Consider the following 14,515-nt stretch of genomic DNA (forward strand, 5'->3'; position numbering starts at 1 on the left):
GCCGGTGCGTCGGGACGAGCCGGTGCCCCGCGGACGTCGCGAACGCCACCGCGACCCCGTCGGGCGTCGCGACCACGACGCCCGTGTCGCCGTTCGACAGCCCCGTGGCGCGGTCGTTGCTCGTGACGATCAACGGCCGGCCCGGTGGGAACGGAGCGCCGGAGCGGCCACCCGTCTCCTGCGCGACCCACTCCTCGGCGAGCGCCGCCCAGTGCGCGACGCCCGCCGGCCCCCGGCGGTGCGCCAGGAGCAGCCGGTGCTCGGCGAGCGCGGCGAGCGCCCCGTCCGCGTCGCCCGCGCGGGCGGCGGTCACGAGCCGCCGGCCCGTCGCGCGCACGTCCTGCTCGAGCGTCGCGACCTCGGCGGGGGTCGCCACGTCGCCTGCCGTCTCGACCCACTCCACCGACTCCCCGCCGGCGCGCAGGAGCGCCACGGTGCGCTCGTCGTCGCCGTCGCGGACGGCACGTGCGAGGTCCGCGAGCGCACGCCCGAACCGGTGCTCGCGGGTCAGCTCGACCACCCCGCCCGGGAGCGAGGCGACCAGGTCGCCCAGCACGGCGCCGGCCTCGACGCTCGCGAGCTGGTGTGCGTCGCCGACGAGCACGACGCGCGCCTGCGGGCGCACGGCCTCGAGCAGCCGGGCCATGAGGGACAGCGACATCATCGAGGTCTCGTCGACCACGACCACGTCGTGCGGCAGCCGGTGCCCGGCGTGGTGGCGGAACCGCGTGCTGCTGCCCGGGCGGTGCCCGAGCAGCCGGTGCACGGTGCTGGCGTGCATCTCGCCGACGCGCGCGCGGTCCGCGTCGAGCCCGAGCTCGGCGAGCGCGGCGACCTGGGCGTTGACGGACTCCTGCAGCCGCGCCGCGGCCTTGCCCGTGGGTGCCGCGAGCGCGACGCGCAGCCCGGGCCCGGCGACGTCCTGCAGCGCGGCGACGAGCCGCGCGACGGTCGTGGTCTTGCCGGTGCCCGGGCCGCCCGTGAGAACGGTGAGCCGCGAGGTCGCGGCGGTCCGCAGCGCGGCGCGCTGCCGCTCGTCCGCGGTCCGCGGGAACAGGCGCTCCACCGCGGCCTCGAGCCGGTCCGGGTCGACGTCGACGCGGGCGAGGCGCTGCGTGACCTGCGTGCGGACCTCGACCTCGTCGCGCCAGTACCGGTCGAGGTAGAGGCGCGCACCGGCCCACCGCAGCGGGCGGTCGTCGGGTCCGTCGGGCCCGTCGGCGACCGCGGGGCTCGACCGCACGGCCTGGACCCACGGGTCGAGGTCGGGCCACGGGAGGTCCGCGACCGTGCCGCGTGCGGACCCGTCGGCCAGCACCTCGGCGTCGTCGTCCTGCGCGGGCTCGACGATCGTGCGCGCGTCCGCGAGCACGACGCACACCGACCCCGCCCGCAGCGCGCGCACGGCGAGGGCGACCGCGAGCGCCACGCGCTCGTCGTCCTCGCCGCACAGGCCGGTGACGCGGCGGGCGACGTGCACGTCCGCGGCGGTGAGCACGCGTGCGGCGACGAACGGCGCGAGCAGACCCGTGACGCGCCGGGGCACGTCCGGGTGCGGGTCGACAGCGGCACCGCCGATGGTCGTCGGGTCGTTCATCGGGCTCCCGCCAGGAGGTCGGACAGTGCGAGCACCAGCGGGGTCGGCGGGCGCCACGCGAGGACGCCCGTGGGGGCCGGGCCGCCGGGGCCGTCGAGCACGGGGGTGCCGGGGCCGAGCATCCCGCGCACGAACAGGTACAGCCCGCCGCCCAGGTGCGCGTCGGGGTCGTAGCCCGCCACCCGCCAGCGCAGGAACCGGTGCAACGCGACGGAGTACAGCACGAGCTGCAGCGGGTAGTGGTGCTCGACCATCGCCGCCAGCATGGCCGAGGGCCGGTAGTGCCACGCGGAGAGGGGCTCCTCCCACGGGCCCAGGCGGTTGGTCTTGTAGTCCACGACGAGGTAGCGGTGCCCGCCGCGCGCCGACGGCACGCGCAGCACGGCGTCGATGCTGCCCGTGAGGTAGCCGCGCAGCGTGCTCGCGGCGAGCACCGGGTCCGCCAGCCGGTCGCCGTACCCGGCGAGCGGGTCGTCGGCGGGCATGTGCGTGCGCCACAGCGCGGCGACGTCCCGCAGCGACGCCGCGGTCCCGGCACCGTCGCGCACCCGGTCGCCGCCCGCGAGCGGCAGCTCGAAGTCCAGCTCGGGCAGCCGGTCCGCCGGTGCGACCTGCGCGAGCGTCAGCCCGTCGGCGAGCGGGCCGAGCGGGGTGTGCAGCGCGGGCAGGAGGCGCTCGGCGAGCTCGTCGGGACCGACCCGCAGCGCGCGGCCGGGGTCGGCCTGCGCGCACCGCTCCGCGACCTGCGCGACGAGGTCCGCCGCGCGCGTGTCCACGTTCTCGAGCACGTGGTGCACGAGCGTGCCGAACGCCGTCCCCGCCGGCAGGTCCGCCATGGGGGAGCCCAGCGCGCGCAGCGCGGCCTCCTCCGGGCCGGCGGCCGCCGCGTGCGCGGACGCGAGGGGAGCGCCCTCGGGCTCGTCCTGCACACCCGTCGTCTCGGGCTCCGACGAGGGTGCGTGGTGCTGCGCGTCGTACGCGGCTGCCGTCAGGCCCGTGTAGGACGTGCGACGCCACGCGGTGTCGAGGGTGCGGTCGAGGCGCGCGAGCGCGAGCGGGGGCGTCGGCGCGGGCGGGGGTGACCAGCGTGCCGGCGGACGCGCCTGCGCGACGCGCTCGTGCACCAGCGCGCCGCCCGTGGCCGCGGCGAGCGCGGCGAACGCCTGCCCGGCGGCGTCGTCGGACGGCACCGGGACGACCGGCGCGGGAGTGCCGTCCACGTCGCGCTCCGCCAGCAGCAGACGCGACAGCGGGCTGCGCTCGGCGTTGCGGCTCGGGGCCCACCACACGACCACCTGGCTGTGCGCGCGCGTGAGCGCGACGTAGGTGAGCCGCAGCTGCTCGCCCGCCTCGTCGTCCTGGTGCGCGCGCAGACCGTCGGCGTAGCCGGGGCTGTCGGGGCCGCCGACGTGCAGCGTCCGGGCGTCGTCGCGGTGGAACCGCAGCACGGGCGGGTCCGACGGGACCCACGTGTCCCACGCGAACGGCACGAGCGTGACCGGGAACTGCAGGCCCTTGCTCGCGTGCACGGTGATCACCTGGACCGCCGCGGCGTCGGTCTGCAGACGGCGGCTGCGCTCCTCGGCGTAGTCGCGCGCGGAGGCGTCGATGCGCGCGCGCAGCCACTCGAGCAGCGCGGACGCGCCGAGGCCCTCCTGCACGGTCACGGCGTGCAGCGCCTCGCCCACGTGCCGCACGTCCGTGAGCTCGCGCTCGCCGTCCGCGCGGCGCATCACGCGCTCACGCATCCCGGCCGCGGCCGCGGCCTCGAGGAGCGCCGCGACGCCGTGCGACGCGAGCGTCGCGGACCAGGTGCGCACCCGCTCGGCGAGCCGGTCGCGCGCGTCGTCGTCGGCCTGCGCCAGGTCCGCCGCGGTCCAGCCGAGGAACGGGGTGAGCGCCGCACCGGCGGCGAGCCGCGCGTCGTCGGGCCGCGCGAGCGCGGACAGCAGGGTGAGCCAGTGCTGCGCGGCGCGGGTGCCGAACACGCTCGCCAGACCGGAGATCACCGCGGGCACGCCCGCGTCGGCGAGCGCGCGCTGCACCGCGGTCGCGTCACGGTTGCGGCGCACGAGCACCGCGACGTCGCCCGGGCGGACCTCGCGCCAGCCGGTGCCGTCGAGCACCTGGTGCGTGCGCAGCGTCTCGACGACCTGCGCCGCGACATCCGCGTACAGGAAGTCGCGCACCGCGCCGACGGCCGGGGTCCGTGCGGCCGTGGTGCGCAGCGCCTCACGGGTCACCTGGCGCAGGACCACGGGTGGCCCACCGCGCAGGCGCCGCCCGGTGCGCCGGGCCTGCACGGGGCGCACGACGATGCGCCGGTCGCCCAGCGCGGCTCCCTCGAGCACCGGGCGCAGGCCCGTGAGCACCTCGGGGTCCGCGCGGTGGTTGTGCGCGAGGGTCGCGCGGCGCGCGTGCTGCGCCGCCACCAGGTACGTCGCGACGTCGGCGCCGCGGAACGCGTAGATGGCCTGCTTGGGGTCGCCGATCAGGACGAGCGTGCGCTCGCCCGCGAACGCCGCCTCGAGGATCTGCCACTGCACCGGGTCGGTGTCCTGGAACTCGTCGACCATGACCACGCGGTACGCCCCGCGCACGCGCTCGCGGGCCGCCGGGCCGGTCACCGGGTCGGTGAGCGCGTCCCGCAGCAGCGTGAGCAGGTCGTCGTAGTCGACCACGCCCGCGGCCCGCTTGCGCCGCCGCATCTCCTGGCGGGCGACGTCCGCGAGCTTGAACCGGTGGAACGCGCGCGTGCCCGGCTCCGCGTCCGCGGGCTCGAGCGCGGCGGCGTGGTCGGAGATCGCCGCGTGCATCAGCTCGCGCGCCTCGCCGACCGTGACGAGCGGCTCGGGCTGCGCCGCGTACGTGCGCAGGTACAGGTCGTCCGCCACGTCTGCCTCGAGGTCGGCGACGTCCGGTACGAGCACCGCGTCGTGGTCCATGTCGGCGGTCGTGCCGAGCATCGCGAGCATCTGCTGGCAGAAGCCGTGCGTCGTGGTGATGGTCGCGGCGTCGAACTCCGCGACGGCCCGGGCGACGCGCGCGCGGCGGCGCTCGGCCTCGTCGGGCGGCACGTCCGCGAGCAGGGCGACCACCTCGTCCGACGACGAGCGTGCCGTGGCCGGGTCGCGCAGCGCGCGCTCGACCTCGACGAGGCGTGAGCGCACGCGGTCGCGCAGCTCGGTGGTCGCGGCGCGGCCGAACGTCACGAGCATCAGCTCGGGCAGGCGCACGTCGAGCTCGGCGACGTACCGCACGGCGAGCGACGCGATCGTCCACGTCTTGCCGGTGCCGGCGCTCGCCTCGAGGACCACGGTCTCGACGCCGGGCAGCGGGCCGCACGCGTCGAACACGGGAACGGCCTCGTCGTTCACACCGCCTCCTCGAACCGCTCGTGCTGCAGCAGCGCGTCCCACACGCGGGCCGCGAGCGCCCCGAACCGGGTGGGTTCCTGGGGGCGCAGCGTCCGGTCGAGCGCGGTGGGCTCACCGAGCAGGTCGTCGAGCGCGAACCCGTCCCCCCACGCGAGCACGTGGTAGGCGTCGACCCGCTCGAACCCGCCGCGGCCGCTCTCCGCGTCGTCGAGCGAGCCGAGCTCGCGGCGCGCGGCTCGCAGCGCCTCGGAGGTGGACCCGCGTTCCCAGCGGCACGCCGCGTAGGCGTGGCTCGTGCGGGTGAGCAGCGGGATCGGCGCGAGCATCGCCTCGTCGCGCACCGCGACGAGCTCGCCCAGCAGCTCGCGTGCGAGCCCGGGCTCGGGTGCGCGCAGCACGGACCGGTCGGCGTCGCCGCGGCCCCGCCCGATCGTCACGGCCCGTCGGACCTGCGCGCCGCCCGCGGCGAGGGCGAGCAGGAGCACCCACGACTCGAGCAGGTGCTTGGCCGCGAGCCGCGAGTACACGACGCGCACGAGCTGCCCGTCGCGCAGCCCGGCCACCGTCCCGGTGACCGACCGGGTCGCGTGCGGCAGCGCCACGCGCACGTCGCACGACGCGGCCTCGCCCGCGAGGTAGGGGCGGGCGGCCTCGAGGATCGGCCGGGCCTCGTCCAGGATCGCCTCGAGCGTGGCCCCGCCGAGCTCGCGCGGGGGAAGGTGGCCGCGGCGTCGCTCCGCGGCCGCGGCGGCCGCCAGGTCGGCGCCGTCGAGCGTCGCCGTGAGCACTCGGTCGCCGATCGCCCAGCGGGTGAGCGCGTCCAGCTCGAGCGGCATGCGGTCGTCGAGCTGCGGCTCGTCGCGCGGCAGGGTCGCGTCGAGACGCTGCCGGAAGAACGCGCGCGGCGCGTGCTGCAGCGCCGCGACGAGGTCCGCGAGGTCCACGTCGTCCCCGGCGCTGCCGGGCGGGGGCAGCGGGGTCGGGACGAGCACGTCGGAGGCGGCGCGTGGGCCCGTCGCGGCACGTGCGGCCGCGAGGTCGAGCGCGTCGAACCCGAATGGCCCGGGCCGGCCGAGCGCGCCGGGCGTGAACACGCGCGGGTCGACGGGCTGCAGCGGGTGCTCGACGACGAGGGCGGCGCGCGCACCCCCGGGCAGCGCGACGGCCTCGTCGACCGCGTCCAGCAGCTCGCCCACGGGCACGCACGGCGGCCGGTGCGCGCCGGTCCGCTCGTCGGCACCCGTGTGCAGCACCACGAGGTGCTCGGTCGCGGACGTGACGGCGTCGAGGAAGAGCTGGCGGTCCTCCTGACGGCGGTCGCGCTCGCCGAGAAGCGGGTCGCGCGCGAGCACGTCGTCGCCGTCGCGGCGGCCCCCGCGCGGGAACACGCCGTCGTCCATGCCGAGCAGCACGACCACCCGGTGCGGCACTGCCCGCATGGGTGCGAGCGAGCAGACGGTCAGCGCGCCGGTGCGGAAGCCGGTGCGCGTCGGCCGTCCCTCGAGGCGCGGGCCGAGCAGGGCGACCACGTCCCGCAGCCGCAGCGTGCTGGACCGGCCCGCCGCGTCCTCGCGCGCCGCGGCGAGCACGCGTTGCGCCTCGGCCTGCTGCCACCGGTCGGCCGGTGCCACGTCGGTGAGCAGGAGCAGCGCGCGGTCCATCGCGTCGAACCAGCGTGCGGCGGGGTGCGCGCCGTCCAGGTCGGCCAGCACCGCGGTGAGCCGGTCCAGCAGCTCGGCCACGCGGCCGACGAGCGCGACGTCCGAGGAGCCCACGTCGTCCACCGGGAGCACGGGGCCGACGTACCGCTGACCCTCCTCGGCCATCGCCACGCCGAGCAGCAGCCGGTCGAGCGCGGCGGCCCACGTGCCCTGCGGGACCGCACCGAGCCGGTAGCGCGCGCGGCGCTCGACGTCCTCGCCCCAGTGCACGCCCGACTCGAGCGCCCACGCGCGCAGCCGGTCCAGCGCCTCGTCGTCCAGCCCGAACCGGCGTCGCACGGGCGCGGTCTCCGCGAGGTCGACGACCGCCGAGGCGGTCACGCGCGAGCCCGCGAGCTCCAGGAGCGTGGTGAGCACCGCGAGCACCGGGTTGGCGCGCGCGGGGGACCGGTCGGCGATGCGCACCCGCAGGGTGCGGCCGGGGTGCTCGGGCGTCCCGGGCTCGTCGGGCGCGGGGCCGAACACGGCGTGCACGAGCGGCGCGAACGCCTCGACGTCGGGGCACATCACGAGCACGTCGCGCGGCTCGAGCGTCGGGTCGTCCGCGAGGAGGCCGACGACGACGTCGCGCAGCACCTCGACCTGACGGGACCGGCCGTGGCAGGAGTGCACCTGCACCGACCGGTCGGCGGGGTCCGCAGGCACCGGAGGCGACGAGCCCGGGGGTGCGTCGGCGCGCACGCGTGCCTGCAGCGCGCCCAGCACGCCCGCGGCCGGCGGGTCGGCGACGAGCTCGTGGACCACCGGGTCGAGCGCCTTGACCCGCGCAGCGAGCTCGGTCGCGTCGGTCGCCATCGAGCGCAGCAACGGGTGGTGCGCGCCCGCACGGACGTCGCGCCGCCGGCGCGTCCCGGCGACGGGCTCGACCGCCCGCCACAGGGTGAGCGACGGCTGAGGGAGCCACACGTGCACGTCCCGGCGCGCCGCCAACGCGCCGAGCACGGCGAGGTGCGCGGCGGGCAGCGACGTCGGGCCGAGCACGTGCAGCCGCTCGGGGAGGTCGACCAGCCCGGGCTCCTCGACGAGCCGCGCGACCGCCTCGTCGACCCGCAGCGCGGGCGGCGGACCGAGCCGCTCGACGAGCAGGCGCCACAGCACGGGCTGCCAGGCCAGGTCCGGGGGGAGCGGGCCGCCGGCCCCGTCCCCCGCCGCCGTGGCGGGGGACCCGGCCGGCGCGGTGGTCCAGGCCCGCGCGAGCGAGGGGCGACGCGCGTCGTAGGCGGCCAGGAGCCGCGCGACCCGCTGCGCGAGGTGCATCCGCCGGCCCGCGCGCAGCGCGTCGTCCTCGCCGTGCCCGGCACTGCCGAGGTGGTGCGCGACGGTCGCGAGCCACGGCTCGTCGGCGTGCGTGTCGAGGACGTCGAGCACGTCCCACTGCAACGCCTGCGGCCGCCACGGGTCGCTGCCGCGGTCGACGCCCGCCACGGCCGCCAGCACGTCGCCGACGACGCGCGCGGGCGGGTCGAACCGCACGTTCGCGCACACGCCGTCCTGCAGCACCTGGTCGCCGACGCCCAGGCGGTGCGCGAGCCGCTGCGCGACCCAGCGCTCCACGCCGCGGGTCGGCACGGCCACGAGGTCCACCGCGAACGGGTCCGCGGGCGGGCGTGCGAGCTCGTCGGCCAGCGCGGCGACGAGCGCGTCCGCGCGTTCCGCGACGTGCACGTGCAGGCGGCCACCTCCCGCCGCGGCGCTGCCCGCACCGACCTCGCCGACCTCGCCGCCCTCGTCACCCACGCCCGCACCCTAGCCACCCGCCCCGACAGCCCGCGCGACGCGGCCCGTACCCTGTGGACGTGCAGTGCTCCTACTACGACGCGGGGCTGTGCCGGTCCTGCGGCTGGATGGGACGCCCGTACGACGAGCAGCTCGCCGCCAAGCAGACCCACGCGCGCGCTCTGCTCGCCGACCACCCCGACGCGCGCTGGCTCCCGCCCGTCGCGAGCCCCGAGGCCGGCTTCCGCAACAAGGCCAAGATGGTCGTCGCGGGCACGGCCGCGCACCCCACCCTGGGCATCCTCGACGCCGCCGGGCGCGGCGTGGACCTGCAGGGCTGCGGCCTGTACCCCGACGAGCTGCGTGCCGCGTTCCCCGCGGTCGCGCGGTTCGTGACCCGCGCCGCGATCGAGCCGTACGACGTACCCGCGCGGCGCGGCGAGCTCAAGCACGTCCTGCTCACGCGCGCGCCGGACGGGCGCCTGATGCTGCGGCTCGTCCTGCGCTCGCAGGAGGCCGTCGCGCGCATCCGCAAGCACCTGCCGAGCCTCCGGGCCGAGCTGCCGACGCTCGCGGTCGCGAGCGTCAACGTCCTGCCCGAGCACAAGGCCGTGCTCGAGGGTGACCTGGAGATCCCGCTGACCGAGCAGCAGACGCTCACGATGGACGTCGACGGCGTCGCGCTGCACCTGCGCCCGCGCTCGTTCTTCCAGACGAACACGGACGTCACCGCCGCGCTGTACCGCCAGGCGGCCGCCTGGGTGCAGCAGAGCGCGCCGACGAGCGTGTGGGACCTGTACTGCGGTGTCGGTGGCTTCGCGCTGCACGTGCACGCGGCGCACGTCGTCGGTGTCGAGACGAGCGAGGAGGCGGTCGCGAGCGCGCGGGCCACGGCCGCGGAGCTCGGGCGCCCGGCGACGTTCGTGGCCGCCGACGCCACCGCGTGGGCGCTCGCGCAGGGTGCGCCCCCGGACCTCGTCGTGGTCAACCCGCCGCGGCGCGGCATCGGTCCCGCGCTCGCGGGCTGGCTCGAGGGCTCGGGCGTGACGCGCGTCGTCTACTCGTCGTGCAACGCGGTGTCGCTCGCGCGCGACCTCGCGGCGATGGGCTCGTTCGCCGTGCGCGAGGCGCGCGTGTTCGACATGTTCCCGCAGACCACGCACTACGAGGTCGCGGTCCTCCTCGAACGCAGGACCTGAGCGCGGCGCGCTCGCCCGTGCGGGCGGGAACGGGACGAAGCGGGCGCCGGAACACCGCCCGGGCGGCTACAGTCGCGTCGGCACCCGGTCCCGAGCACGACGAAGGAGCGCGACGATGAGCAGCCCGGACGAGCAGCCCGGCGGGCCCCACCCGTACTCGTCGGGCGGGTACCCGCCCCCGCCGGCGAAGCGGCCCAGTGCGTTCGCGGGCGTGCCCGTGCGCGACTACGTGACGGACGCGGTCGCCGTGCTGCTCCTGCTCGTCAGCCTCGGCCTCGGGTGGGACTACCGCTACACCGCCGGCGAGCGGCTCGAGGTCGTGCTCGCCACGGTCCTGTCCGTGCTGTCGCTCACGCTGTTCTACCTGGCGCGCTTCGGGGCGCTGCCGCGCGGGTGGACCAACCGCACGGTGCTCGCTGCGCGCGCGCTCGCGAACGTGCCGTACGTGCTGCTCGTCGTCGTGTACCTCGTGCTCGACGTGGGCGTGGCCTTCACCGACGAGGTCGTCGGGGAAGTCGTGCCCGGGGGGATCGGGCCGGCGGTCGCGGTCGGGCTCGCGGGCGTCGCGGTCGCGGCCGGCCCGCGGGTCGCGGAGCTCGGCAGCGCGCGCACCGTCGAGCTGGTCACCGCGTGGACCCGCCGTGCGCTCGTCGCGCTCCTCGGCGTCGCGCTCGCGCTGCAGCTCGTGAGCCTCGTCGACCTCGCCACGAACCTCGCGGACCTGCTGCGGCTCGACGGTGGCTGGGGCCTGGTGCTGGTCTCGCTCGGGGGGACGCTCCTCGTCGCGCTCGTCGCCGCCGTGCCCCTGCTGGGCGTCGTGCGCGGGTCCGCCGCCTGGCGGTGGGTGCTGCTCGCGGTCGCGACGACCGCGACCCTCTGGTTCGTCTTCTACGGACCGTTCCACGGCGAGCAGCCAGGGTCCGGCTTCCACACGGCGCTGACCGTCGCGACGTGGCACGCGGGCTACGTCGTGCTGCCTGCCGCGGGTGCCGTCGTGCTCTACCCGGTGTGGAGCCGGCTCGTGCGTCCGGTCGCGCCGCCCGAGCGCGAGTGGTTCGACGTGGCCCACCGGTCGTGGCTGTCGGTCGTCGTGATCGCGGCGGGCTACGCCCTGCTGCACCTCGTGGTCGTCGTGGCGTCCGGCACCGCCGGCGGCGGGGTCCGCGCGTGGGAGGTCGCGCTCGTCGTGGTGCTGGTGCTGACGGCGCTCGCGGCGTTCGTCGCGCGGACGGTGCACGCGGGCGACCCGGCGGGCGGGCGGCCGGCGGCGCTCGTCGCGACGTCCGTGGTGGTCGCGCTCGGGATCGTCGCGCTCGCGCTGCTCGGGGACGCGGACGCGCTCCCGCGTCTGCTCGGCCAGGTGGACCTGTCCGACCTGCTCGTGGCGTTCGGCCTCCCGACGCTCGCGACCGTCGCGCTGCTCGGCCCCGCGTCCGTCCGCCAGTGGTACGCGGTGCACGGCGGCGCCGTGCGTCAGCCGTGGACCGGCGAGCCGCAGCCGGCGTTCGCGCACCCCGTGCCGACGGGCGTGCCCACGCAGGCGTCCGCGCCCGTGGTGCCGCCCACGGCCCAGCCCGCGCCGGCCGAGCCGCTCCCGTCCCAGCTTGCCCCGGTCCAGCCCGTGACGGCGGAGCCGGTCGCCGAGGAGCCCGCGGCGGAGCCCGTGGCTGCGGAGCCCGTGGCTGCGGAGCCCGTGGCAGCGGAGCCTGACGCCGGGCCGGCCCCCACCGTGCCGCTGCAGCGCGCCGTGCCCGACGCCGCGGGCCTCGGCGAGACCGACCCTGCGACGACGCAGGAGGAGCCGACCTGGTTCGACGAGTACGCGGGTGACGACCCGGCCGAGGGTCAGGAGCCGGAGCCCGCCGCCCCGGCCCACCCGGACGCGGCTCCTGCGCACCCGTTCACGGCCGAGCAGGCGAGCGACCCGTCGACGGACCTCGAGGTGCTCGCGGCTATCGCGGCGCAGGCCCCCGAGCTGCGCGTGCACCTCGCGTCCAACCCGTCCACCTACCCGGACCTGCTGGAGTGGCTCGGCCGGCTCGGTGACCCGCAGATCGACGCGGCGCTCGCCGCCCGGCGCGGCTGAGGGGGCGCGGTCAGGAGTCCGCGGGCAGCGCGCGCAGCAGCGCGCGCACGACGGCCGCGGAACGGTCGGCGGCGTCGTCGACGTGGGTGGTGAACTCGCCCGCGTCGACGGGGCTGCACAGGTCGCTGATGCCGCGCACGGACAGGAACGGCACGCCGAACAGGTGCGCGACCTGCGCGAGCGCGGCGGACTCCATGTCCGTCGCGAGCGCTGCGGGGAACGCGGCGCGCACGCCCTCGACGCGCTCGGCGTCGACGAACACGTCGCCGGAGACCACGTCGCCGCGCAGCACCCGCACCCCGGGCTCGACGGGCCACGCGGGCAGGGTGTCCGCGGCCCGGTGCGCCTGGTCGCGCAGCCCGGCCTCGGCGGCGTAGGTGGCAGGCATGCCGGGCACCTGGCCGAGCGCATAGCCGAACGCGCGGGCGTCGGCGTTCGAGTGCACGTGCTCGTCACCGACGACCACGTCACCGACGCGCACGCCCACGCCGAGGCCGCCCGCGCTCCCACCGCTGACGAGCACGCGCGTGCGATGGGCGGCGAGCGCGACGGACGCCGCGGTGGCGGCGTTGACCAGGCCGATCCCGGAGCGCACGAGCAGGACCCGTCGCCCGCCGAGCCGCAGGGACCGGTGCTCGGCACCGCCGGGCGCGACCATCGTGGCGCCCACCTCGTCGGCGGCCGTGACGAACGCCTCGGCCTCGACGGGCATGGCGACGACGACGACCGCGTCGAGCCGTGCGCTCATGCGGTCACCGTCGACCAGTGCGCGCGCTGCGCGAGGAACGCGCGCGCGGCGTCCTGCGCCCCGGTCAGGGTGTGGTTGGCACCCCAGCCGCACTGCACCTCGTTCGCGGCGGGCACCTCGTCGGCGTCCAGCACGTCGCGCAGGGTCGCCTCGACGAGGTCGAGCACGTCGTCGTACTCCCACCGTCCCGCGAGCGTGAGGTAGAAGCCGGTCTGGCAGCCCATGGGGGAGAAGTCGACCACCCGGTCGGTGTGGTTGCGCGAGTGCTCGGCGACGAGGTGCTCGAGCGAGTGCACGGTCGGCATCTCGAGGTGCGCGACGTTGGGCTGCGTGAACCGCACGTCGTACTTCTCGATGACGTCGCCCGCGGGCAGCACCTTGGTGTCCGCGAGGCGCACGTACGGTGCGGCGACGGTGCGGTGGTCCAGGTTGAACGACTCGACGTTCATGCGGTCGGGCATCACGGCTCCCAGGTTCGGTGACGTGCCATTGTCCACCGGCGCCGGGACCGCACCGGGCGCTCGTCCGCGTACGTCTCACCGTGCGGCGTCGTCGACCGGGCGCTAGCGTGCGCCGGTGCCCGCTCCCCGGTCCTTGACGCTCCCGGCCGCGACCGCGCGTCCGGGGACGCCGCACGCGCCGACGAGCACGGCCGCTCCGTCCGCACGTCAGGTGTTCCGGCGCGACGTGCAGGGGCTGCGGGCGGTGGCGGTGCTGCTCGTCCTCGCGTTCCACGCCGGCCTGCCCGTGCCCGGAGGGTTCGTCGGGGTGGACGTGTTCTTCGTCCTGTCGGGCTTCCTCATCACGGGTCTGGTCGCCGACGAGGTCGCGCGCACGGGCCGGCTTCGTCTCGCGCGGTTCTACGCGCGTCGGGCCCGGCGCCTGCTGCCCGCGGCCGCACTGGCGCTCGTCGCCGTCGTGGCCGCCACCGCGCTGTGGCTGCCGGTGACGCGGTGGCGGGACGTCGCGGGTGACGTGGTCGCCACGTCGCTGTACGTCGTGAACTGGCGGCTCGCGGACCGCTCGGTCGACTACCTCGCGCAGGACGCCGCGCCCAGCCCGGTGCAGCACTTCTGGTCGCTCGCGGTCGAGGAGCAGTTCTACGTCGTGTGGCCGCTGCTCGTGGTCGCGCTCGTCGCGCTCGCGCGGTGGCGGGGCCGGCGCGTCTCCCGGCGCGCGCTGGTCGCGGGGGTCCTGGCGGTCGGCGGCGCGTCGCTCGCGTGGTCGGTGTCGCTCACCGCGGCGGACCCGGCGCGTGCGTACTTCGTCACGACGACGCGCGCGTGGGAGCTCGCGGCCGGCGCCCTGCTGGCGCTGCTCGCGCACCGCGTCGCCCGGCTGCCCGCGGTCGCGCTGCGCGCCGCGGGCTGGGTCGGGCTCGCGCTCGTCGTCGTCGCGGCGTTCACGTACGAGGCCGCCACGCCGTTCCCGGGGCTCGCCGCAGCCCTGCCGGTCGGCGGGACCGTGCTGGTGCTGGCCGCCGGCGTCGTCGAGCCGGGGCTGCGGCCCCTGACCGTGCGCGTGCTGCAGCCCGTCGGTGCCGCGTCCTATTCCCTGTACCTGTGGCACTGGCCCGCGGTGGTCGTCGCGACCGCGCTCGCGGACGGGGAGCCGACGACGCGCGAGCTCGTGCTCGCCGTCGCGCTCTCGGCCCTGCCCGCCGCGGCGTCCTACCGGCTCGTCGAGCGGCCCCTGCACACCTCGGCGCGGCTACGCGACAGCACGGCCCGGTCGATCGCGCTGGGCGTGGCGTGCACGCTCGTCGGACTCGTCGCGGCAGCGCTGCTGGTGCGTGCGGTCCCGACGACGCCGGACGACGTGGACGCCCCCGGCGCCCAGGTGCTGCGCGAGGGCTGGACCGGCCCGGACGCGAGCACCGACCTGGACCGCCTCGTCCCGGCGCTCGCCGACGCGACGCAGGACGTCGCGGACCTGTACGAGCACGGCTGCCACCAGAACGCGCTCGGCACGCAGCCCGCCGCGTGCACGTTCGGCGACGCCCGCTCGGGCACCGTCGTCGCGCTCGTCGGCGACTCGCACGCGGGGCAGTGGCAGCCGCCGCTCGCGGCCA

At 77.3% G+C, this 14,515-nt stretch carries 8 protein-coding genes; 3 read left to right on the forward strand and 5 right to left on the reverse strand.

Annotated features, from left to right (window positions below):
- The 3 genes from recD to recC form a co-directional block, all read right to left on the reverse strand.
- Positions 1-1,597: exodeoxyribonuclease V subunit alpha (recD, locus tag CUD01_RS15360; RefSeq protein WP_141322361.1), on the reverse strand; the 1,597-nt coding region annotated here is incomplete at its 3' end.
- Positions 1,594-4,974, reverse strand: coding sequence for a UvrD-helicase domain-containing protein (locus CUD01_RS15365; protein ID WP_141322363.1), 3,381 nt, complete (start codon positions 4,972-4,974; stop codon positions 1,594-1,596). The genes recD and CUD01_RS15365, both read right to left, overlap by 4 nt.
- Positions 4,971-8,432, reverse strand: a complete 3,462-nt coding sequence (gene recC, locus CUD01_RS15370; RefSeq protein ID WP_244937801.1) for an exodeoxyribonuclease V subunit gamma — start codon at positions 8,430-8,432, stop codon at positions 4,971-4,973. The genes CUD01_RS15365 and recC overlap by 4 nt, the downstream gene beginning before the upstream one ends.
- Positions 8,433-8,491: 59 nt before the next feature.
- On the opposite strand from recC, the gene rlmC reads away from it, so the two are divergent.
- Positions 8,492-9,610 carry a 23S rRNA (uracil(747)-C(5))-methyltransferase RlmC gene (gene rlmC, locus CUD01_RS15375; RefSeq protein ID WP_141322365.1) on the forward strand — a complete coding sequence of 373 codons (1,119 nt, stop codon included), beginning with the start codon at positions 8,492-8,494 and terminating at the stop codon, positions 9,608-9,610.
- 115 nt (positions 9,611-9,725) lie between these two features.
- Positions 9,726-11,696, forward strand: a complete 1,971-nt coding sequence (locus CUD01_RS15380) for a DUF7937 domain-containing protein (RefSeq protein WP_141322367.1) — start codon at positions 9,726-9,728, stop codon at positions 11,694-11,696.
- Positions 11,697-11,706: 10 nt separating this feature from the next.
- Here the strand turns inward: CUD01_RS15380 and mtnN are convergent, their stop codons facing one another.
- A complete protein-coding gene (gene mtnN / locus CUD01_RS15385) occupies positions 11,707-12,444 on the reverse strand; it encodes a 5'-methylthioadenosine/S-adenosylhomocysteine nucleosidase (protein WP_141322369.1) in 738 nt (245 codons plus the stop codon).
- Entirely contained in the window at positions 12,441-12,905 is a 465-nt protein-coding gene (locus tag CUD01_RS15390; protein WP_094182065.1) for an S-ribosylhomocysteine lyase, read from the reverse strand. Before CUD01_RS15390 ends, mtnN begins: the two co-directional genes overlap by 4 nt.
- 115 nt (positions 12,906-13,020) lie before the next feature.
- Here CUD01_RS15390 and CUD01_RS15395 point away from each other — a divergent pair.
- Positions 13,021-14,515: acyltransferase family protein (locus CUD01_RS15395; protein WP_141322371.1), on the forward strand; the 1,495-nt coding region annotated here is incomplete at its 3' end.

It is taken from the genome of Cellulomonas uda, assembly GCF_006538705.1.
In the GTDB taxonomy this organism is placed as follows: domain Bacteria; phylum Actinomycetota; class Actinomycetes; order Actinomycetales; family Cellulomonadaceae; genus Cellulomonas; species Cellulomonas uda.